Here is a 23,006-nt window from a genome sequence, read left to right as displayed (position 1 = left end):
ATGTTTATAGCTTTTGGAGATACATACCCCCCCCCCCCCAGGCCTTTTATTTCAAGGGTTTTTACGAGATGATTTTTTAGAAAACACTTGCGATTTTAACACGCCAGACGCCATTTTTAGCTTAATTATCTAAACATTTGTATATAAGACAACTCACACTTTTAACCCTCTGCAGCGCGCTTATGAATTCGCCGCAAGCATCAACTTTTCCGCATTTTGTACGTAATTTAGGTCAAATTTGGTACAAAGTGCGGAAGTTTTCTCCGCTTTTTGTACGTGATTTAGGCCAAATATGGTACAAAGTGCGGAAGTTTTTCCGCACTTTGTAGCTCAACACGCCGATTAGAACCACAAACGCGGTAAACCGCGCGCGCTACGCTCTAAGCGCTCATGCAAGTCGATTCGCGCAGTTACAGCGCGCTGCGAAGTAAAATCTCCTCAAGCGCGCGCTTAACCGAATCAGGCAGCGTGCACTTCCATTGCGCCCACTTAGCAACCTCTGGATGCTGCGGCGCATGCGCGTTAGTCAAGTCAACGCTTTGCTGGTAGCGGTCAAAATCGCTCTCGCTAGTGTACTCAAGCGCGCAAAGTTCACTTATAGCACTCGCGCTGCCATCAGCTTGGCGAATCGCATCAAAAGCAATCTCCTTGCCGCGGTACGGCATTTGCGCTTGTAAAAGCAACCTGTAGCAATCGCCAATCTTAGGGTCTTGCGCAATGCACAGTCCGCCATCAACAATCACGCGCACGCAATCGCCAACAGGCACATCGCGCACAGAAACAGTAAGGCTTAAGTCGCCCTCTTCGCCTTCATATAAAACTTCTACAGCTTTAGATTCAAGCTGATTTTCCCCAACAAAAACGCGAACACGCGAAAAGTCTGGGCAAGCAACGCCCTTAAACACAACGCTCCAATCGCGATTGGAAGGCAGCGAAGAAACGGCACTAGCGCATCCTTTTGCTGCATCAATCACAAACTGTGTAGATCCATTGCCATCTCGCCAAATCAACTCCATGCGCGTATCGGCAGTTTTCCCAGCGCACGCGTCTTCAAAGCGGCCATTATCTTCACGCATAACAAACTCGCCGCAATCCCCTGGGAATGCAAGAATGCGCAAAGATCGCGGATTTTCAACGCTATTAACATGCGCCGCAGCCTGCTCGCTACTTGCACAATCCGCTTCACTCGGCAAAACTTGCATTGGCACAATAGCCCCAGCGCGCGCAAACGCTGGCACGCGGTCGATTCCTCGCCAAACCTCAAATCTGCAACCCGCACCGCCGCGCGAAACGTAGCGCCTTCCGTCAAAGAAATCGTACCAATCGCCTTCTGGAAGCCAAACGGCAGTGCACCCGCGCTCAACTTGCGCGCATCCCTTGCTAACGATTGGCGCAACAACAAGCTGGCTGCCAAAACGGTACTCGTTCGGCATCTCGTACGCTGCAAGCGTTTCTGGCGACTGCCAATACATTGGCTCTACAATCGGCCTGCCGCAAACCGCCGCGCGATAGTTCATCGTATACAAATAAGGCAGCATTTGCGCGCGAAGTCGCAGCATTTTAACCATCGCATTTCGCGTCTCGGCAGGGAAGTTCCACGGCTCCTTGCCTGCAAACGGCGAGCAGCTGGAGTGAAGGCGATTAATCGGGCTAAACGCGCCGAACGCATACCAGCGCGCCTCCAGCTCATCGCATCGCACACCAAGCATATGTCCGCCAATATCGTGGCTCCACCAACCGTAGCCAATGTTGGACGCCGTAGAAGTAAAGTAAGTTTGAAAAGCCAGCGAATCCCACGTTGTTACGCTATCTCCCGAAAATCCCACTGGGTAGCGGTGCGAGCCAGGCCCCGCGTAGCGCGAGAACGTAAGCGGCCACGCGCCGCCGCGCCCCGAATCCTGGTAATGCACGTGGTTAAGCATCCAAAGCGGATCCAAGCCAGCCTGCTTTGTAACTCCGCCCTGCTGCCAGTCAATCCACCAGAACCCAACGCCTTCGCCCTCCATGCGCCGATGCATGTTTAGGTATGCTCGCAAAAATCGCGGATTTGTAAGGTCAAACTCAACTGCCTTGCCGCTTGCAGGGTCAATTCCCATATCGCTAGCAACTTGCGCATAGTCGTCTTCAAACGCGCGCACGCCGTCTCGCGGATGCAAATTAAGCGTTACGGTAAGCCCTTCGCTGGCAAGTTGGCGCAAAAACGCGCGATGATCTGGGAACAAATCGCGGTTCCACGTGTAGCCAGTCCATCCCGAACCGTACTTTGGGTCCACATCCGTTACGTGCCAATCCATGTCGATTACGGCAGTAGAAAACGGTATGCCTTCGCGCTTAAATCGGCTCATTAGCTGCAAATATTCGTCTTGACTGTACCTGTAGTACCTGCTCCACCAGTTGCTTAGCGCGAATCGCGGAAGAAGCGGCTGCGCGCCCGTAAGCTTGTAAAAGTCGCGAATCGCGCCTATATAGTTGTGACCGTAGCCAAAGAAGTATAGGTCTTTAGAGTTTTCGCCAGACACGCCGCCATCTGCCTTTGCGCGCGGCTCCACCCATGCCCCGTATGGGTTTTCTTTTCCATCAACAGCAGCCGCGTACGCGATTTGTGCCGAGCGCGAATCGTCTAAAACGGCCCACCCATCGCGAGATATTACGCCCGTTCCAAGCTTTACGGCTCCATCCGCCTCGTCCACTGTTCGCGCTGTGCCGAGCAAATTGCCGTGGCACTCGTCGCCGTAATGCCATGTGTTGAATTGCGAGCCTGGCACTCCGCGCACAACAATGCTCAAGCCCTCTTTGCTAAACGGCTGCTGGTTGTACGTGATCAGCAGTTTTTCGGTTTCGACTTCTATCCAGCCATTTTCCAAGTTTTTTACACTATATTTTGGATTAACAGATTTTGGATTAAAAGCGCGCGATGCTTCATCTTCGGTTGCTTGCGATTTTTCCGCGGCAAACTGCGCGCTGCTCTCAAAGTTTCGCCTTACAACTGTTTGCGTAGGCGCGTCTACAAATCCGCCGTTTTCGCTCCACTCAAGGCGCACAAGCGAATCCGTGATTAACGTGATTCGCCAATTTTTGCCGCTTATAACCTGCGATTCTTTTGCCTTAGCTAGCGGATTTTTAGCATAATCGTAAAAAATGTGCGCGTCTTGCACACCATGTGTCCCCCGCGCTTCACGCGCATCTTGCGATTCTTTCAATTCTTGCGGATTCAAAGTCATTTTACGCCTCTTTGCTTTGCTTTGTTACTGCTTTGCTGCATTGCTATTTTGCGTTACGTTGCTTTGCTGCATTAATTACGTTGCTGCGTTGCATCTTCCAAAATCATACAGCAAACGTTTGCATTTACAAAACGATACGCGCCGCGGAAAAGTCGCCAGCAACCGCGCCGTAAAAATTACGCCACTCTTCTAAAGACTAAATAAAAAATTAAAACATATATATAGGGACTAAAAACTAAAGACTTAAAGCTAAAGGCTTAAGATAGCACCTAAAGCAGAATCGTGAACACGCTTGCGATTACAAGCATAAGCGGATACCACGCATACATAAGCCAGCGGAATTGCTTAGTTTGCTTAGGGCCGTCGCCGTATGGACTGCGATAGTGCAGCACAGCCACGCCAACGCCTGGCGCCAAAAGCGACATAGCGCCAAACGCGCCAGCAATCAGCTCCATGCGAATCTCGTGGTTTTCCAGGAATCTAAAGATAAGAACAAATCCTAAAAGTAAAGCTCCGCCCCAAAAAATATTCTGCCTAAAGCCGACTTTCCCGAAAAGATTCCACAATATTCCTGCAACCAGGATCACTGCGATTGACGCCACTTTTTGCGCGCCCTTAAAACGCGCGCGAACCATGTCGATTCCCGAAAGCACAAAAAGCGCAATAACAAGACCAAACACTGGGTTTTGCGAGCGCATATCGAAAGCGCAGCTAAAGGTTGTAAAGTCGTACGGAACCTCGCAAATAAGAGCCAGCACAAGCAGACGGAGCGTGTAAAGGTTGAGGTTATGCGTGTTTTGATAGCCACGAACGAGCAGCCACGCATACCACGGCAGGGCCGACCAGCTTACAACTTCGCACACTACGGCAGCCGTAAGGCTCCACATGTTGGAAGTGGAAAGGCCGCCAAAAAGGTGCGGAATCACGGTTGTGCCGAACGCGCTGAGCATCATCATTACAGCGCCGAGCAGCTTGAACTTTTTGAGCGTAATCCCCATTTTTATGTTCTTGTCTGCGCGGATCTTTGGTTTTAGCGCGTCCATAATTCACCTCTTGCTCGCACGCGTGGCGTTAAGTGCGTATAACGTTGTGCGTATAGCTTTTGCCGTCATTGCAATTGTATCAAACTCAGACTTCAATCTCTGCAGTGCGCTTTTTCTTTTATCCCGCGTTTGTTCCCTTTTACCCGCATTTGTTCCCTTTTTGGCCCATTTTGTAAACAAACTCGGGCACACTTTCCCGCGTTTGTTCCCTTTTACCCGCATTTGTTCACATTTTGGTCGATTTTGGAAACAAACGCAGGAAAAAAGAAACAAAAGCAAGAACGCCATCCACGCGCTACGCTTTAAGCGATCATGCAAGTCGGAGCGCAAACAAACAGAGCGAAGGACTGCGCGCCGAGTTTAAGCGCGGAAGAATCGCAAGCAACCGCCCCAATCGAAAGCCGCGGCTGCAAAATCGCCTCTGGCGTAAGCCCTGCAAGCGCACTAAGCTCAATCGTCTCCTCATTTAATCCAGGATTCATAACCACAATAATTCGTTCTGTAGAGCATTCACCATCCGACTCAACCGACTCAACCGCGCACCGCTCGTACGCAAAACTGCGACCATCCACAGGTGCGTACAGCACTCGCCAAGTAGCATCCGCGTGCAGCGCTGCGCACTCGTGACGCAAAGCAATCAGCGCGCGCACCCAGTTAAGCAGCGAATCACCATTCTGCTCCTGCCTCAAAACCGTTGGAATCTCACCACTTTGCACGGCCTGCTTGCGCGAGTTTGCGCAAGTCCTTCCATCCGCGCGCGCTTCAACAGGCAGGTACAACTTCGACTTTGCGGCTGCAGAGAATCCAAAATTCTTGGAATCATCCCACTGCATTGGCGTACGCGTACCCGTGCGCGCATAACCGCCCTCTTTTGTAGGAATATCGCGGTATTTCATGCCGATTTCGTCGCCGTAATACACAAACGGCACGCCTGGCATTGTAAGAATCATGCCAAACGCAATCCGCCTTTCGCGCTCGCTTAATCGCGGAGCCAGTCGCGGAGTATCGTGATTGCACGTTATAAAACTAAAGTAGCCATCGTTGCAAGTGGCCTCATACTGCGGGCAATAATCGTCTAAGAATGGGCAAATGCTGCCGCCGCCGCGCGCATTAAAGTAACTGTGGTCGTGCTCGGGGCTGCTGTCTAGCGCATTATCCACATCGCGAGCCAGGCGCGCATAACCGTTAGGATTCCCATCCCATCGCCAATTCAAGTAGAAGTCCATGTCGAACCCAGCAGCCAGCGCCTGACGAGGCCTGCCCCACTCCGAAACGAAAGCAGCCTGCGGATACTCGGCCTTTACAGCACCCAGCATCTCTTGCCATGCGCGAATCGTGTTGTCTTTGCCAAGGCTTCCCTCGCCATTGTTGTCGTCGTTTTTTACAAGCGAATCCGCCATGTCTACACGGAATCCATCCGCGCCGAGCGCAAGCCAGAATCGCATAACATCAACCATTGCAGCGCGCGTTTGCGCAGCCTCCGCGGAATCTGGCGCGGATTGCCACGCGCGATCCCTATGCGCAAAGCCGTAATTTAGCGCTGGCTGGCATTTGAAGAAGTTAAGAATATACGTGGCATCTCGCTCGCTTTCGCCGCCAATAAACGGCATGGAATAGCCGCTAAACGCGCTGTCTGTCCAAATATATCGCTTGCTAAACTCGTTTTCTTGCGCGCGCGAGCTTTGCTTAAACCACTCGTGCTCTTCGCTTGTGTGCCCTGGAACAAGGTCTAGCAGAATGTGCATTCCGCGATTGTGAGCTTCGCTAAAAAGACGTTGCAAATCCTCGTTTGTGCCGTAGCGCGCTGCCACTTTTTTGTAGTCGCGCACGTCGTAGCCTGCATCCTTAAATGGAGAATCGTAGCAAGGATTTAACCAGATTGCGTTGCAGCCAAGTGATTTTACGTAGTCGAGTTTTTCGATTATGCCTGGAATATCGCCGATTCCGTCGCCGTTTGAATCGTAGAAGCTTTGTGGGTAGATTTCGTAGAATACGGCGTCGCGCAGCCATTGCGCATGTTCGTTTTGCATATTTCCCCCGTTTTGTTGGTTTTGTTTGGCGTGTATTAATTTTTGGCTTGACTTGTCTTTTTTGACTTGACTTTCGTCTTTTATTTTGACTTATCTTATCTCTTTTATTTTGACTTGACTTGACTTATCTTGTCTAATCCTATTTTACTATTCACTTTCCCGCATTTGTTCCCATTTTGAGCAAAAACGTAAACAAACGCGCAAATCGCCCGCGCGGTCTAAGCGCGCGAACGTCTTCGCTTGCGTTGAAAGCACACTGTGCTTTCAACTTTGAGCAAGCTCAGCGCTCCAAATTGCCTTCGCGCGCTACGCTACAAGCGCGAAGGCAGGTTGGAGCGCAGTCAAAATAAAATTCCGATAAATTTACTGATTTACAGAATAAAATACGACTTTTTATCAACAACAATCAGCTTTATCGGAAATTTTTCTAATAGCGCGCAACATGATTTGCCAACTACAATATATACGTGTATACTACACATTGCTTATAAACAGATTTCAACAACAAATGTGACGCTGCAAAAACGCAGCAAAACGTCGAAGTTGCGCCACATGAAATTTGTTACTATGCCACCAAAGGACATGCCAAGCTGGCATGATATAGGAGGTCAAGGATGACGAATATGAAGAAAGTGCTGGGCGCAGGCCTCGCAATCGCCACTATGTTTGGATTTTCTGCATGCGGTTCTAGCACCAACGCTGGCTCCAGCAGCAAGTCGAACCCAGTAAAGCTCACTGTATGGTCTGCTTCCGAAGATCAAAAAGCTGGCGGCTGGATTCAGACAATGGAGAAAGCCTTCCAAAAGGATCACCCAGAAGTTACTTTTAAGAATTCTGTAGTTGCCCCTCCAGATGCAGCAACAACAGTAAAGCAGGACGCTAAGGCCGCTGCAGATGTTTACCTGTTCCCTAACGATCAGATTGGTGAATTGGTAAAGGCTGGCGCAATCGGCGAGTTGAGCGATGACGCTGTAAAGCAGGTTAAGGAGCAGAACGAGGACGCTTTGATTAAGTCCGTTACTGCTCAAGATGGCAAGATGTATGGCGTTCCATACACCAGCAACACTTGGTTCATGTACTACAACAAGTCCAAGTTCTCTAAGGATGACGTTAAGTCCCTCGACAAGATGCTCGAAAAGGGCAAGGTTGCATTCGACATTGGTGGCGGCTGGTACCTCGCTGGCTTCTACCTGGATGGAAACCTCAAGTTCTTCGGCGATAGCGGCATGGATGCCAAGGCTGGAATCAAGCTTGGCGATAAGGCAGCTGCTGTTACCAAGTACATCACCAAGTTCATTCAGAACAAGAACTTTGTAATGGATGGAAACGGCGCTGGCTTGGCTGGAATCAAGGATGGCACTGTTGACGCTTACTTCTCTGGCTCTTGGGATGAAGCAGATGTTAAGAAGGCTTTGGGCGACAACTATGCCGCTGCAGCTTTGCCTAAGTTCACAACCGAAGCAGGCGAGCTTCAGATGAAGTCCTTCGTTGGCTCCAAGGCTGTTGCTTACAACCCTAACTCCAAGGCTCCAGAGATGGCTGCTAAGTTCGCTGCATTCCTTGGTTCTAAGGAATCCCAGAAGAAGGCTTACGAGCTTCAGAGCGTAATTCCTTCCGACAAGTCCCTTGCTGACGTAGTTAAGGATGATGCAGGCGCCACCGCACAGATGGAAACCATTGCTAAGACTTCTGTTGTTCAGCCAAACATTCCTGAGATGAGCGCATACTGGGATCCATCCAAGAACTTCGGTTCCGCTCTTGCTAACAAGGAAATCAACGAAAGCAACGCTGCAGCAAAGACTGCAGACTTCCAGAAGAGCTTCGACGAAGCCCTCAAGAAGTAAGCTTCTCGTCTAGTAAAAATATCTAAAAACGCAAGTAATACAAATCTTGCGTAAAAGTAAAATGCCCCGCTCCCCACACTAATGTGAATAGGGGCGGGGCGTTTTATTCCTCCTCAAAACACACTCATTGTTTATAGGAAGGGCATGTCATGACTGGCACAGCATCCATGAAACGATTCAAGCGTCGGAGCACGCCGACTTCCGAACGCTTTGCACCGTCTCCATACTCATTGCAAGAAGCAGCAAAAAATGCTGATGTCTTCTCTTGGGTTTCTCTTATTATTTTCGGCTTCGGTAATTTAGTACGACGCCAGTTTACAAAAGGCGTTATTTTCTTAGTAACTGAAATAGCTGTAATCGCCTTCTTATCTACCACTGGTGTCGAATACTTGCCAAAAATCCTAACTTTAGGCACTCATAAAGCTGGCAAGGTTAAGATTAACGGCTTCTGGCACTACACCCAAGGCGACAACTCCGTAGAAATTCTTCTTTACTGCGTTATGTCTCTTGCTGCTATTGCCGTACTAATTTTCTTGGCTACATTATCTTTGCGTAGCTCGTATAAGGCACAAAGCGCCGTTGCAAAAGGCAAAAAACCTGTTAACTTCTACGAAGATTTAAAGTCTCTGCTCGATCAAAATGCGCATGTTGGTTTTATGACTTTACCAACAATCGGCATTGTTCTGTTTACGATTTTGCCATTACTCTTTATGATTTCCATGGCATTTACCAACTACGATAGCAATCACGTTCCACTGTTCAGCTGGGTTGGTTTACAGAACTTCTTTGATATTGGCAACTCAAACAGCTTGATTAACGCTAAGGTCTTTGTGGATGTGTTGATTTGGACCCTTGTTTGGGCCTTCTTCGCTACATTCCTTAACTTCTTCTTCGGCATGTTTATGGCAATGATTATCAACAGACGCACAACCCGATTTAAGGGCTTGTGGCGTACCTGCTTCTCGTTGACAGTTGCCGTTCCACAGTTCGTGTCTTTGCTTGTTATGCACAGCATGCTTCAGCGCGAAGGCGCCATTAACCGTCTTCTCATTGCTTCGGGTTGGATTCATTCCCCACTGCCATTCTTCCAGGATGCTACTTGGGCAAGGGTTACCGTTATTATAATCAACCTTTGGGTTGGTATTCCTTACACAATCATGCAAATCACTGGTATTTTGCAAAACGTTCCAGCAGAACTTTACGAAGCAGCAGAACTTGATGGTGCAAGCTGGTGGCAGCGCTTTATGAACGTTACTATGCCATACATCTTCTTTGTTATGACACCATACTTGATTACAACGTTCACTGGCAATGTTAACAACTTCAACGTTATTTACCTCTTGTCTGGTGGCGACCCATCGTCGCTCACATCTTCGGCAGGTAAGACTGATTTGCTTATCACCTGGCTGTACAAGTTGACTGTTGATAAGAGCGATTACAGCATGGGCGCCGTGATTGGCATTATGACATTCATCGTGCTCGCTGTTGTAGCACTGCTTACATATCGCAACTCTGGCTCCTACAAGAATGAGGAGGGATTCCGGTGAGTAATAAAGATAAAGTTATGCAATCTACTTCTAATAAAAAAGAGCAAGTAGTACATAGTGTACGTAGCGTTCCGTTCTGGCGCGATCAACGAGTTCGTCGCATATTCGGAGATGTTGTTGCACACTTGTTCTTGATTCTTATGTCTATTGTTTGGCTCACCCCAATCGCATGGATATTCTTGGAAAGTTTCAACAAGAACACTGCTCCATATCAGACTACGTTCTTCCCTACCGAGTACTCGTTTAATAACTATATTCAGTTGTTCACTCAGCGCGAAACATTTGATTTCCCACGCATGTTCTTAAACACTTTGATTGTGTCTATCTTCGTGTGCATTATCTCTCTGTTCTTTGTGCTCATAGTGGCGTTCTGCATGTCTCGCTTACGCTTCCGCGGACGCAAGACGTTCATGAATATTGCATTAATCCTCGGTATGTTCCCATCCATCATGGCCGTTATCGCTATCTACTTCATCTTGAAGGCATTCGGCTTAACAAACGGCGGAGTGGTTTTAATCTCTTTGATTATCGTCTACTCTGCTGGTAGCGGCATGGGCTTCTACGTTATGAAGGGCTACATGGATACGATTCCAAAGTCTTTGGACGAGGCCGCCTACTTGGATGGCTGCACAACTTGGCAAGTATTCTATAAGATTATTCTTCCAATATGCAAGCCTATGATTGTGTTCCAGGCTATTACTAGCTTCTTGGGACCATGGGTTGACTTCGTTTTGGTTAAGACTATTGCTCGAACTGCAGATAACTACACTGTTGCTGTGGGCTTGTGGCAAATGCTACAAAAGGAATACATTAATCACTGGTTCGCACGATTCTCCGCTGGAGCTGTGTGCGTTTCCATTCCAATCGCAATCCTGTTCATTGTTATGCAACGATTCTACGAAGAGTCGATGTCTGGCTCTGTTAAGGGATAGTAAGCTCTGCATTAATTGTAGAGTTTGGTGAAATATGGGGGCCGAGCGTTAAAAGCGTTTCGGCCTTCGTATTTTATGCTAAATAATTTAATAAAATACAAAAGGATATATTCATGACGTTCCCACCTTCAACACAATGGCCAGTTTATTCGGGGCAGCTCGGATTCTCGCTTAACGAAAAATCGACCACATTTACGCTTTGGGCGCCAACAGCATCGTGCGTAACACTGCGACTTTTTGAAACAGGAAACAACAGTGAACCTTTCAAAACACGCGATTTGAAGCCATTGCGCGACGGAGCATGGAGAACGTCAATATTGCAAAGGCTAGATGGCGTATACTACGACTTTCTTGTTACTTTTGCAGACGGAAAAGTGAATCGCACAAGCGACCCTTGGGGCGTGGCTAGTGGCGTAAATGGCGAACGCAGCCTTGTTATTGACGAGGATCGCGTGGCTCCTGCAGGGTGGCACAAAGACAAATCGCCAGAATTTGTGCGCCATGCAACTGTTGTGTGGGAAATGCACGTTGAAGACTTTAGCAGCAATGCAAATGGCGGATTTAAGCCAGAACACCGCGGTCAGTATCTTGCTTTTACAGATTCGCATACAACTTTAGATTCAGATAGCAATTTCCCTACTGGAATCGACTATCTTAAAAAACTTGGTGTAACTCACGTTCAACTAATGCCAATCTACGATTTTGCGACTGTGGATGAGGTTGCGATTTCGTCTGCACGCGAAGATGGCAAAAGCGTTGATTCGCTTTACAATTGGGGCTACGATCCGCACGCGTACAACGTGCCAGAAGGCGCGTATTCGAGCAACCCATATGACGGAACGGCAAGAATCCGCGAGTGCAAGGCGATGATTGGCGCTTTGCATAAGAATGGCATGCGCGTAGTGATGGATGTTGTTTATAATCACATGTTTGAAGCAGCGTCGAACGCGTTTGAAAGCGTTGCTCCTGGCTATTTTTGCAGGCGCAAGGATGACGGCGGATTTGCAAACGGATCGGGCTGCGGAAACGAAATGGCTTCCGATCATCCAATGTTTAGGCGTTTTATGATTGAGTCCATTTTGCATTGGGCGCGCTGCTACCACGTGGATGGCTTTAGGTTTGACCTTATGGGCTTAACGGACGCGGAAACGTTGAACATGATTCGCGCAGAACTAGATAAGCTTGATGGCGGCAAAGATATTCTTATGTATGGCGAGCCGTGGGGTGCGGGCGCTGCAGCTGTAGCCGATGATTGCCCTATGGGAGATAAAGCTGGGCGCGGCTTCCTTGATTCTAGAATCGGCTGGTTCAGTGATGAGTCTCGAGACACGCTTAAGGGCAATGTTATGGATCATCACGACCGCGGCTATGTAAACGGCAACGAGTTTTGGACTGCGGATCCTGTGCGCAATGCGTTTAACGGTTGGCGTGGTATGCCTTGTGCTGGTAAAAGTGTTGGCCAGATTGTGCAGTATGTTTCTGCTCACGACGATTTGACTTTGTGGGATAAGCTGTGTATTTCCATGCGCGAAAACGCAACTAGTGGCGATTTTGACGCAAGCGATCCAAACAGCGTTGCAGACATCTTCAGCGCTAATATTCTTAGCTCTGGCATAATTTTGTGCTCCGCTGGAATGCCATTTATGCTTGGCGGCGAAGAGTTTGGCCGCACTAAGCACGGTTGCGATAATTCCTATAATCGCGGCGTTATTATGAACCAGCTTGATTGGTCTAGAGCTAAGCGATTCCAGCCGCTTGTAGACTGGTATAGCGCTCTTATAAAACTTCGCGCTAAGAACGCTGATTTCTACGATGCACAGCACACTCGTCTTAACGCATCCGATAATTCCATTCTTGCGGAGCAAATCGGAAGCGACTTGATTGTGTGCGCTAATCCTATGAAGGATGCTCGCGCAACGGTTGATTTGCCTGAACCTTGCGCAAGCGGCAAGGAATGGAGATTTGTGCTGGACTCCAGCGAGTACTTTGATAGATGGATTGGTAGCGCTTCTGGCAGCCGCGCATCAATGCTTTGCGATGATAATGGCGATACGCGTGCCGTTCATATTCCGCCGCGTACATTCGTTGTGTTGAGTCGCAAGCGCGCTTAATTGCTCGAGTTTTTTTAGCGCTCGAATCGCATTTTATCCCGATTTTGTTCCCCTATTCTTGTGATTTGGAAACAAAGTCGGGATTATTTTTTGATTATTTTTGGATTATAGTTGAATATTATATTTTCGAATACTGAGTCGAATACTGAGTCAAATACTAATATTTCAAGGCAAAACCTTGTAATTTCCTTAATTGTTCCTTATAAATTGCCAAAGTGAGCGAATTATTCCTGCTGTTCTGCTAGAATCATTTTTAGACTTTATACCCCCCTTGCGTATATTCGCGATGGTGGAGAGGAGAAAGTTCAGTAACAAGACAGAGACGCAAAACTTAATAAACAGTTAGCGCTTTGATCTTACAACTTGATAATTAAACAAATATCCCCACCCCCCAAACCTAAATGATTTGAAGAATGAGGTAAATATGAACGCTAAGATTGCAGCCGCCATCTCTTTGGGAGCAAGCTCTTTGGCTCTTATTGGAAGCATAAGCATTGCAAACGCAGCAAACGCCGCCGACACGGCTACAACCTTGACGCAAAATGTGAAAACCGCAAGCGCAGCTACAGTTTCTGCTGCTGCACAAGCTAGCGAAGGCTTTGACCGCGTAAAAGTTGTTACTGTTGATCCGCAAGGCGATTCTGGCGCTACTGGCGCTGCTACTGGCAAGACGCAGCAAGGTGCAGAAGTGGCTAATCAAGAAAACTCCAACTCTGTTACAGACGAGCAAGTAGAAAAAGATTTGCAAAAGATTATAGATAAATTTACGAATCTTCAAAAAAATCCTATTATCACAACCGAGTTTGAGAAAAAATTAGAAGCAGCAACTCAAAATACAAATGCTGCTGACACTGAATCCCAAAAAGCTTCAACAGAAGTTGATAATGCAGAAAATGATACTAAAGAGAAAATTCAATCAGCTATAAACGCCGTAAATAAAGCTGAAGCTAAAGTAAAAGAAGCTCAAAAAGAAATTAAAAGCGTAGAAACTGACTTTGATGCAGCAAAGAAAAGATTCGAAGCACTAAAAAGCGAAATAGAAGCGATTAAAAAAAGAAATAGAGAAGTCTTTAGAGCACCTAAACAGTGGAAACAGTGAAAGCTTCAAAAACAGACTAAATAATACAGGTCCTCTTTTTGACGAAACCGACAAGTCAATTATTAAAAGCAGCTCAGCTATTGAAGTCGCAAAAACTAAGCTAAATGGTGCTTTAAAGAAACTTACAGCTTCTCTTGAAAAGGGCCAAAAGGCGCTACAGGCAAAGCAGCAGAACGCTCCAGCTCCTGCCCCAGCAGAGCCACAGCAGCAAGAGAAGAATCAAGCTCCTGCAGAGCCAGAGAAACAAACCACTCCTACTCCTCCAGCGCCTCCAGCTGCCCAAAAACCACAGGCTAAGCAGCCAGAAAACAAAGTGAAGGATAGCGATAGCTCTGCTCAAGGACACTTTGCAGGAAGCACCGCTAAGCAAAATGGTGGCAATTTGAGTGTTGTTCCAGGTGTAGGCTCTATGGAAGCAGCTCCTTCTGCTCCACAGGCTGCCCCTAAGCACAGTGCTGCTCCAGCGAACCAAACGGAGCCTGCGAATACAGCTAAAGCTGCAGAAGAACTCGTAGAAAACGCTACCGATAAGTCGCAAGCAACCGCACAAACTCCTGCACGCACGCCTCGTGCTGCAGCATCTGCTGCAGCTCCTGCATCTGCTCCTGCAGCAAGCTCCGCAACCGCAACAAAGAGCGAAGAGTCCAAGAACACATCTAACGATTCCGCAAAAGATGAAAATCAGAAGGAATCCGAAGATTCCAAGAACGAAGACTCCAAGAACGAAGACTCCAAGAGCGAAGACAAGAGCAGCGATAAGAGCGCTCAGGCATCTGGCGCAAACAACGGTGAGCACGCCGCTGGCAACAACACAACGCTAATCGCAGCTGTTGCTGGCAGCATCACTGCTGGAATCGCAGCAATCGGCGCTGGTTGGCACTTTATGCGAATCCGTCGCAAGTAAGTAGCAACTAGCAGCAAACATGCGCGAATAATCGCAAATAATCGCAAATAACAAAACCGCAGTTGGCATTTAGCTTTCTGCGGTTTTTGCATACTCAAGTCACACAAATTACCCTAAAGTCACATAAGTCACCCCAAAATCGCCAATATTGCAAACGATATCAATACTTAATATAATGGTTAGCTAGAGCGTGCCTCAATCCAGTGATGTGTTGAGAACCGCACCCTTTAGCATCGTTTGCAATCAATTCGATGCTCGTACATGTGCCACGATTAACAAAGGAGCATCATGAGCACAACAGACAATGGCACAACTAATGGCAAAACAAAGGCTGCCACGACTGTGCCCGTAGAAGAAAGCGCAGAAAGGCTTGCTCGCCCACTAGTTAAACTTGCAAAAGCATGCGGAGTTGCAACTTTCTACATAGACCAACTAGGCGACTATACGGAAATTACGGACGAAGCGCTTGTAGGCGTTCTAGACGCGCTGGGCTACCCTGCAACCACAAGCGAAAACATTGAAAACTCACTAAAACGCGTTCAAGAAAAGCGCGATAGCGAGCTGCTGCCACCAACCGTGGTGTGCTTTATTGGCGCAAAAACGATTGTTCCTATTCATGCTGAAGAAGCCACAAGCAGCCCAGAAAAAATACATATAACGCTTACGCTAGAAGATGGGTCGGAATACGAAGAGCCTCTTAACAACTTTGAAACAAGCGAAGAAGACGGATTAACTCTTGAACTTCCGCAAGACTTGCCAATGGGCTACCACACTCTTCTTGCAAAAGTCGAAGATAAAAATGGCAAAACCATTGCTCATGCGCAATCAACTTTGATTTGCGCGCCAGCAAAAATACCACTTCCGCAAAGCGTTCAAGAACGGCATCGTTGGGGATACATGACTCAGCTTTATTCCGTGCGCTCAAAGGAATCTTGGGGAGTTGGCGATTATGGCGATTTGCGCAGACTGCTTAAAGACGCAGGAAACATTGGAAAAGCAGACTTTATGCTTATAAACCCGATTCACGCATGCGCGCCAGTGGCACCTTTGGAGCCTTCGCCGTACTTGCCAGAATCGCGCAGGTTCTTAAACGTTACATACATTCGTCCGCAAGATATTCCAGAGTACGCGCAGCTTAGCGATAGCCAGCGCAAAGAGGTGGAGATTTTGCACGAGGGCGTGGAAGCGCTTAATAACAATCCAAATCCAATGGACATTAACGCCGCGTGGAACGCAAAACTTCCAGCCTTAAAGATTATTTTTAAGCAGCCTAGAAGCGCCGAGCGCGAGCAGGATTTCGCAGACTTTAAGGCGCGCTCTGGAGAAGACTTAGACGCTTTTGCTACTTGGTGCGTAGCTTTTGAAGTTTGGGGCGCTCCTTGGGGAGATAATCTTTGGTTTGATACAACTGGCAAAGGCACTCCTCAAATAGACATGCTTAGACGAGATCATGCTGATTTGCTTGAGTTCCACCGCTGGCTGCAATGGATTGCAGATGAACAAGTTGCTGCTGCTCACGCCGAAGCTAAGGCTGCAGGAATGGCGATTGGACTTATGCAAGACATGGCTGTTGGCGTGCACGGATACGGCGCAGACGTGTGGTGGAGCCCAGAGCGCTTTGCTAACGGCGTTAGTGTTGGCGCGCCACCAGACTTCTACAACCAGCAGGGTCAGGATTGGGGCCAGCCGCCATTTGATCCTAATTACTTAGACGAGACTGGCTACATTGCCTACCGAGACATGGTTCACAACGTGTTCTTGCACGCTGGCGCAGTTCGCATTGACCACGTTCTTGGGCTTTTCCGCTTGTGGTGGATTCCGCAAGGCCAGGGCGCAAAGAACGGCGCTTACGTTTACTACAATGTGGACGCAATGCTTGCAGTTCTTAGTATTGAAGCCACTCGCGCAGGCGGATTGGTGATTGGCGAAGACCTTGGCACTGTTCCAGCGTACGTTTCCAAGGTGCTTGCTTCGCATGGCATTCTTGGAACTGTTGTTGAATGGTTTACGCATAATGATGAGGCCGAAAAAGCGGCTAAAAAGGCTGGAAAGAAGGAAATCATATTTGCAAATCCTTCTACATACCGCGAATACGCTTTGGCATCTGTTACTACTCACGACATGCCTCCTACAGCAGGCTATCTTGCGTTTGAGCATGTTAAGATTCGCGAAGAGCTGCACCTTCTTACCGATTCTGTAGAAAGCTTCCAAAAGGCTGCTAGTGCGGAGCGAGACGCCATGATGAAGATGCTTTTTGATGGCGGATGGATTAGCAAGGATGCTGCCGAAAACGTAGAAGGCCATGTGCAAGAGATTGTAGAAGCTATGCACGCGATTATGCGCACTTCCCCATCTTTGCTTTTGCAAGTGGCACTTGTTGACGCAGTTGGCGAAAAGCGTTCGCAAAATCAGCCTGGAACCAGTACGGAGTATCCAAATTGGCGTATTCCTCTTGCAGATAAAGATGGAAACGTTGTTCACACAGGCGACGTTTTTAAGTCTCAGCGCGTACTCAATATGGCCGCGATTATGCGAGGCGAAAAAAATTAACCAATAAGCGCAAATAACTGTAAAATTACCACCAAAAAATGTAAAAAGAAAGGTTGAAAATACTTGCAAACACTTGAATTAAGAGTATAATAAATATTGATTGTTACTCATGTAGTAACTTCTTTCTCTCTCGCATAGCGCGTAGGTCGCCTGTAGACACGGCTTACGCGCTATGTTTTTGATGTCCTAAGTGAGGCGAGCATCTATGGCGATGTTCGCCTCACTGCGTATTAGCCGCAACGTACTTAGCAAACACGCGCTCCAAAAGCGGCGTGTGAAGCATAATCAAAGACCCCCACCCAAGCAAAATCAACAGCGGTAATCCTTGCAAAAAATACCTTAGAGAAAGGTATACGAGCGCAAAGAACACGCAATCAAGCAAAAACATCATAAGCGTTGTGCTAGCGTAGCTAACGCCAAAAATCAGCGAATTAATAAGAGTTCTGCCAATCGAGTTTTCAAATCGCGCTTGCAATGCAAACACCCACTGCGCAACCAGAATCCACAATATGCTAATCGCAAACTTTATTATTAAAAGCGGAGTAAGTTGCAAAAAAATCCAAGACCATATAATTACAACTAAAAGTGGCCCTAAAATAAGCCAAATAATAGTTGCCTTAACAAAATTATTCTTAAACGACTTAAAGTAGATTGCTGTTGTGTGCGCCTCGCCACGCTCAATCCGTCTAGCTGTCTCGTGAGCGGCCGTAATAGACGCTCCAACCGTTACAAGCGGAATGCTGGTAATAATCATTAGAACAGTGAGCCAGACCGCATCTGCAAACGATTCCATTCCTTGAGCGAACTTAGAATCAGGGCTTCCAAAAGAGATCATTACAACTACTCCCACCTAATTAAGCAAACTTAAACAAATCTAAAATAACAATACACTATAAGATACGCTTAAACACAAAGATACGCTTAAACACAAATGATGGTGGCTGCAAACACTTGCAACCACCATCATGCATGCCGAGATTCGAAGGAGAAAAAACCTCAGCCCTTTACCGCACCTGCCATAACACCTTTAATTATGTACTTCTGGCAGATTAGGTAGAAGACTATTATTGGAACAATTGCCATAACCAGGCAGCCCATCATTGCACCCATTTCAACAGAGCCATATCCGCCCTTCAAATATTGAACTGCAATAGAAACCGTCTTGTACTTGTTCAAATCCAAAGTGAGGTATGGAAGAAGGAAGTCGTTCCAAATCCACATTGTTTGCAAGATAGAAACGGATATAATTGCAGGCCTCATAATAGGAACAATAATCTGGAAGAATATGCGCGGCACAGAAGCGCCGTCAATCATTGCAGACTCTTCCAACTCTTGAGGAATGCCCTTTACAACGCCCGTGAAAATAAACACAGCCAAGCCTGCGCCAAAGCCAAGGTAGATAATCCACAAGCCCCAAGGGGTATTCAATCCAAGCTTTGTAGTGATGTTGGAAAGAGTGAACATAACCATTTGGAATGGCACAATCATGTTGAACAAGAACAACACGTAAAGCAGCTTTGCAGCCCAATTGTTAACTCGCACAATCCACCAAGCGCACATAGAAGTGCAAAGCAGAATCAAAGCCACAGCGCCAACTGTTACAACAATTGTCCACCAGAAGCTCATCAACAAATTCGTGCGATTAATGCCAAGAACGTAGTTATCAAAACCAATAAACGACTTTGGAGTAAGTGAAAATGGCTCGCTAGCAATATACACCTTTGACTTAAAGGAGTTCATAAACACTAACGCGATTGGGAAAATCCACAGCAAACTCACTACAGCAAAAAGCGTGGTCCAAAGCACAGGATGCTTAGTCTTCTCGTTCATGCTGCCACCTCCTTAGACGTTGTCAACCTGTTCTGAATCAAAGCAATTACAGCCACAATAATGAAGAATATGACTGCCTTAGCCTGACCAACACCTTCACCATTGAGTCTTCCATAGAATGTGTTGAAGATGTTCAATGCAAGCATCTCCGACTTTCTGGAAGGAGCACCATTAGTCAACGCCAAGTTCTGATCGAATAGCTTGAATCCGTTTGTAACCGTTAAGAACGTGCAAACCGTAATAGAAGGCATCATAAGCGGGATTGTAATCTTAAACAGCGTCTGCGTTGGGCTTGCGCCATCAACGGCAGCTGCCTCAATAACGTCTCCTGGAAGCGCTTGTAAGCCAGCAATGTAAATAATCATCATGTAGCCGATTTGCTGCCAGCATATCAAAAGAACCATGCCCCAGAATCCGTACGTTGCAGAATACGTAATAGCACGGCCAAAATAGCCCAAGATGCCATTAAGCACTACCTGCCAAACGTAGCCCAGAACAATGCCACCAATCAAATTCGGCATAAAGAATACCGTACGGAATAGGTTGGAGCCTTTGAACTTTTTTGTAAGCATGTAAGCAATTGCGAATGCAATAACATTAATAACAATTGTTGTTACAACCGTAAAAGCTGTTGTAAATACTAGCGAATGAAGGAAGTGCGGGTCTCGCAAAGCCTTGCGATAATTGCGGATTCCAACAAACTTTCCGTCAGTAACAGTGTGGAACTTAGTAAAGCTAAGATACACGCCCATTACAAATGGCACTAAAAAGCCAATTACAAATGCAGCAAACGTTGGTAGCGCGAATAACGCCCACCATTTGCGTATTGCTTTTCCACTCATATTAATCATGATTCGTCACTTTCTCCTCCTTGAGTACGCGCCTGTACGAGCGGCCGCGCTCGAACCAATACTTTTATCTTACTACATGCAACCACAATGTCAAACGTTGTCATTTTTTGCATGTCGCAACTTAAGAAGGCAAAAATCAAATGTGAAAAAAATCCCTATTTTTGGCGATTTTACGGCAAAACCTGCTATTATTGTTCGTATTGCAAACGTTTGTGTAATGAGCGCAAATAAGCACGTGAAAATTCTCATATGCAACACTGCTCATATACTAGCGTTGTATATGTTTCAACAATATTAATGAAGATATTGAGTAAACATTTTGCTGCGCGAATAAAGGAGTTCAAATGCCAGCTAATATTCAAGACGTGGCCGATCAGGCGCATGTATCTGTATCTACTGTTTCTAGATCTTTTACGCGCCCAGACTTGGTTTCCGCAGCAACGCGCAACAAAGTATTAGCTATTGCCGAAAAACTAAACTTTTCAATATCTAGATCCGCAGCAGCACTAAAATCTGGCAAAACACTAAGAGTTGCACTTCTTCTTAGCGACAGCATTCGGCTATGGTTTAGCGCGTCGATTATACAAGGCCTAAATCAAGTTCTTCACCCCGCAGGCTACGACCTTTCAATCTTCCAAATATCCAGCAGCCAAGAGCGCGCAGAGTTCTTTAGCATGCTGCCAACTCGCCGAAACGCAGACGCTGTAGTCGTTTGCTCCTTCGACGTAAACAAGTCGGAAGTTGCTTCTCTAAAGGCCACAGGCGTGCCAGTCTTAGGTATAAACTGTTTGAATCCTATGGATTGCGATTTTGACGCAACGATTAATATAGACGACGATCAAGGCGCGCGACTTATGGCACGTCATCTTATTGGACTAGGGCACAAAAACATTGCCTACATTCGCACAAACCGCGATATCTCACTGCATTTTAGCGTTTTGCAGCGCTACCACTCTTTTATTGACGAATGCAAAATCAACGGCATTACGCCTACAGAAATCGTTGCCCCCGAAGGATTAGACAGAATAAGCTCAATCGTCTCTTCGCTTTTAAGTAACGTAAATGTTCCTACGGCGATTGCCTGCCAAGAAGACGGCATAGCAATTCCGCTTATGTTTCAGCTTTCTAGAAGCGGATACAGCACAGCTGGAGACGTTTCGATTATTGGTTTTGACGATAGTTTTTACGCTAGAGAAACAGGGCTTACGACTATTCGCCAAGACCCTGCAGAAATGGCAGCAGACGCAGCAAAAATAACTTTGTCTCTGATTAATGGCGATTATTTAAGCGAAGAATGCAAATATATTACCATTCCAGCACAGCTTATAGTTAGATCGAGCACAAGTCAGCTTGAAAACAATTAAGGTCATTCTTAGACTAAAGTCATTCTTGTCTTAAACTAAGGTCATTCTTACAACAAAGCGATATATCAAGCATATCCCACTCAAACATATCCCACTCAAACATATCCCACTCAAACATACCCTACTAAGATAATTCTCAAAACAAAAAGAGCCTCAAACCATTAGGCTTGAAGCTCTTTTACTTGCCACTAATGCACTGTGCTAATGCAATTACAAAAATGACATATATTAAATTATGAATTTAATAATCCAGTTTTAACCCAATTCTTAGGATTAATCGGATTAATCCTGATCTTCGTGAGCTTGAGCAACTTCCTTAGCCCAATTGTCAACGAAGGCGCTCTTAACCTTATCCCACTTGCCAGTGCCCTGAGCATACTCAAGCAAAGCGGAGCCAAGATCGTTCTTCCAGTTGTCAGATGGCATCATAGTGAAGTTCCAGCTTACAGGAGTCTTGCCAGACTGAGCATCTTCAACAGCAGCAGCAGTCAAAGGATTATCAGACTTTACATCTGCAAAGCTCTTGAACGGAGTGGTGAAGCCCATCTTCTTAGACATAGCTTCCTTGCCGTAATCAGAGGTAAGAACCCACTTCAAGAAGTCCTTGGTTGCCTTCTTGTTAGCATCCGAAGTCTTCTCGTTAATGCACCAGTAATTCTCGGAACCAGTGGCCAAGCCTTGCTTCTCTTCGCCCTTAGCGCCAATGTAGATTGGGAGCATGCCAAGGTCTTCGGCCTTCATGCCAGCCTTCTGCAAGTCGGTCCAAGCCCAAGTACCATTCTGATAGAACACAGCCTTACCAAGCGAGAACTCGGAGTTTGCATCCTCGCCAGTCTTAGAGCTGAGCTGAGTTGCAGGAGTGGTGGAATCAGTAATGTAAAGATCGAAGATCTTCTTGTAGCCATCAAGGAACGTGCCCTTAATCTTTGCTGGCTGCTTGGTAACCTTGTCTGCCTTGAACTCGTAGTACAGAGGAATGTTTGCAAGGTGAGTCTTAAAGCGCCAATCAGAGCTGGAATCGAAGCCAGCGGAAGTGAATGCGCCATCAACACCAAGCTCACCCTTACGAGCCTGAATATCGTCTGCAACAGCCTTAAGCTTATCGAAGGAGTTAATCTCTTCAGCAGACTTTACCTTAGCATCCTTAAGCTCCGTGTACTTCTTTAACAAAGCCTTGTTGTAAATCAAGCCGTAAGTTTCCATTGCGTATGGAACGCCAACAACCTTGTCTCCATCCTTAAGAGCAATATCCTTGTTTTGAAGCTGCTTGTAAAGCTCGGTATCCTTAAGATCTGCAGTGTAATCCTTCCAGCTTGCGTAGCCAACAGGACCATTCACCTGGAACAGTGTAGGCGCTTCGTCGCCCTTGCTGATTTCGCTCTTAAGCGACTGCTCGTAAGTGCCAGAAGCAGCGTTCTGAACCTTTACAGGAATGCCAGTCTTCTTGGTGTATTCCTTAGCAACTTCCTTCCACTGATCAGCAGATTCTGGCTTGAAGTTAAGGAAGTATACCTTGCCCTTATCGGAAGAATCCGAAGAGCTAGAACCACATGCAGCGAGCGCACCGAATGCCATTGCTGAGCAAGCTACAAGCGCAATTGTTGACTTAATTGTACGATTCATCATCGAACCTTTCTCCTATGCCGTCGGCCTACCTTTTGGCCGCCGCACCTCTAGGTG

Annotated in this window: 13 protein-coding genes and 1 pseudogene; 7 read left to right on the top strand and 7 right to left on the bottom strand. The window is 46.9% G+C overall.

Going from position 1 to position 23,006, the window contains the following annotated elements:
• Positions 1-410: 410 nt before the first annotated feature.
• The 3 genes from D0T20_RS06115 to D0T20_RS06100 form a co-directional block, all read right to left on the bottom strand.
• Entirely contained in the window at positions 411-3,221 is a 2,811-nt protein-coding gene (locus D0T20_RS06115; RefSeq protein ID WP_116438769.1) for a glycoside hydrolase family 31 protein, read from the bottom strand.
• Positions 3,222-3,490: 269 nt separating this feature from the next.
• Positions 3,491-4,264 carry a TraX family protein gene (locus D0T20_RS06110; RefSeq protein ID WP_116438768.1) on the bottom strand — a complete coding sequence of 258 codons (774 nt, stop codon included), beginning with the start codon at positions 4,262-4,264 and terminating at the stop codon, positions 3,491-3,493.
• A 302-nt stretch (positions 4,265-4,566) separates the two neighbouring features.
• On the bottom strand, positions 4,567-6,294 hold the full coding sequence (locus D0T20_RS06100) for an alpha-amylase family glycosyl hydrolase (protein WP_116438766.1): 1,728 nt from the start codon (positions 6,292-6,294) through the stop codon (positions 4,567-4,569).
• Between the two features lie 614 nt (positions 6,295-6,908).
• Here D0T20_RS06100 and D0T20_RS06095 point away from each other — a divergent pair.
• From D0T20_RS06095 to malQ, 6 genes and pseudogenes are all read left to right on the top strand, one after another.
• Entirely contained in the window at positions 6,909-8,138 is a 1,230-nt protein-coding gene (locus tag D0T20_RS06095) for an extracellular solute-binding protein (RefSeq protein WP_116438765.1), read from the top strand.
• A 149-nt stretch (positions 8,139-8,287) separates the two neighbouring features.
• Entirely contained in the window at positions 8,288-9,685 is a 1,398-nt protein-coding gene (locus D0T20_RS06090) for a carbohydrate ABC transporter permease (protein ID WP_060785716.1), read from the top strand.
• Positions 9,682-10,617 carry a sugar ABC transporter permease gene (locus D0T20_RS06085; protein ID WP_162862731.1) on the top strand — a complete coding sequence of 312 codons (936 nt, stop codon included), beginning with the start codon at positions 9,682-9,684 and terminating at the stop codon, positions 10,615-10,617. Before D0T20_RS06090 ends, D0T20_RS06085 begins: the two co-directional genes overlap by 4 nt.
• A gap of 113 nt (positions 10,618-10,730) precedes the next feature.
• A complete protein-coding gene (gene pulA / locus D0T20_RS06080) occupies positions 10,731-12,728 on the top strand; it encodes a type I pullulanase (RefSeq protein WP_116438764.1) in 1,998 nt (665 codons plus the stop codon).
• A 424-nt stretch (positions 12,729-13,152) separates the two neighbouring features.
• Positions 13,153-14,731, top strand: a pseudogene (locus D0T20_RS06520) (hypothetical protein).
• Between the two features lie 288 nt (positions 14,732-15,019).
• On the top strand, positions 15,020-17,281 hold the full coding sequence (gene malQ / locus D0T20_RS06070) for a 4-alpha-glucanotransferase (RefSeq protein WP_116438763.1): 2,262 nt from the start codon (positions 15,020-15,022) through the stop codon (positions 17,279-17,281).
• Positions 17,282-17,501: 220 nt separating this feature from the next.
• Here the strand turns inward: malQ and D0T20_RS06065 are convergent, their stop codons facing one another.
• The 3 genes from D0T20_RS06065 to D0T20_RS06055 all read right to left on the bottom strand — a co-directional run bounded on the left by D0T20_RS06065 (position 17,502) and on the right by D0T20_RS06055 (position 19,962).
• The gene (locus D0T20_RS06065) at positions 17,502-18,116 is read right to left on the bottom strand and encodes a DUF624 domain-containing protein (protein WP_116438762.1); all 615 of its coding nucleotides are present in this window, start codon (positions 18,114-18,116) and stop codon (positions 17,502-17,504) included.
• A gap of 161 nt (positions 18,117-18,277) precedes the next feature.
• Positions 18,278-19,111: a carbohydrate ABC transporter permease gene (locus D0T20_RS06060; RefSeq protein ID WP_016636339.1), complete on the bottom strand. Its 834-nt coding sequence runs from the start codon at positions 19,109-19,111 to the stop codon at positions 18,278-18,280.
• Positions 19,108-19,962 (bottom strand): carbohydrate ABC transporter permease, encoded by an 855-nt coding sequence (locus D0T20_RS06055; protein WP_004131357.1) that lies wholly within the window; start codon positions 19,960-19,962, stop codon positions 19,108-19,110. The genes D0T20_RS06060 and D0T20_RS06055 overlap by 4 nt, the downstream gene beginning before the upstream one ends.
• Before the next feature lie 344 nt (positions 19,963-20,306).
• Between D0T20_RS06055 and D0T20_RS06045 the strand changes: the two genes are divergently transcribed.
• Positions 20,307-21,326 carry a LacI family DNA-binding transcriptional regulator gene (locus tag D0T20_RS06045; protein ID WP_116438760.1) on the top strand — a complete coding sequence of 340 codons (1,020 nt, stop codon included), beginning with the start codon at positions 20,307-20,309 and terminating at the stop codon, positions 21,324-21,326.
• A 282-nt stretch (positions 21,327-21,608) separates the two neighbouring features.
• Here the strand turns inward: D0T20_RS06045 and D0T20_RS06040 are convergent, their stop codons facing one another.
• Positions 21,609-22,952 carry an ABC transporter substrate-binding protein gene (locus tag D0T20_RS06040; protein ID WP_101896696.1) on the bottom strand — a complete coding sequence of 448 codons (1,344 nt, stop codon included), beginning with the start codon at positions 22,950-22,952 and terminating at the stop codon, positions 21,609-21,611.
• Between the last annotated feature and the right edge of the window lie 54 nt (positions 22,953-23,006).

Source organism: Gardnerella piotii (genome assembly GCF_003397585.1).
GTDB lineage: Bacteria > Actinomycetota > Actinomycetes > Actinomycetales > Bifidobacteriaceae > Bifidobacterium > Bifidobacterium piotii.
Note: the sequence above shows the minus strand (reverse complement) of the source record. Positions and strands in the feature narration are given on the sequence as shown.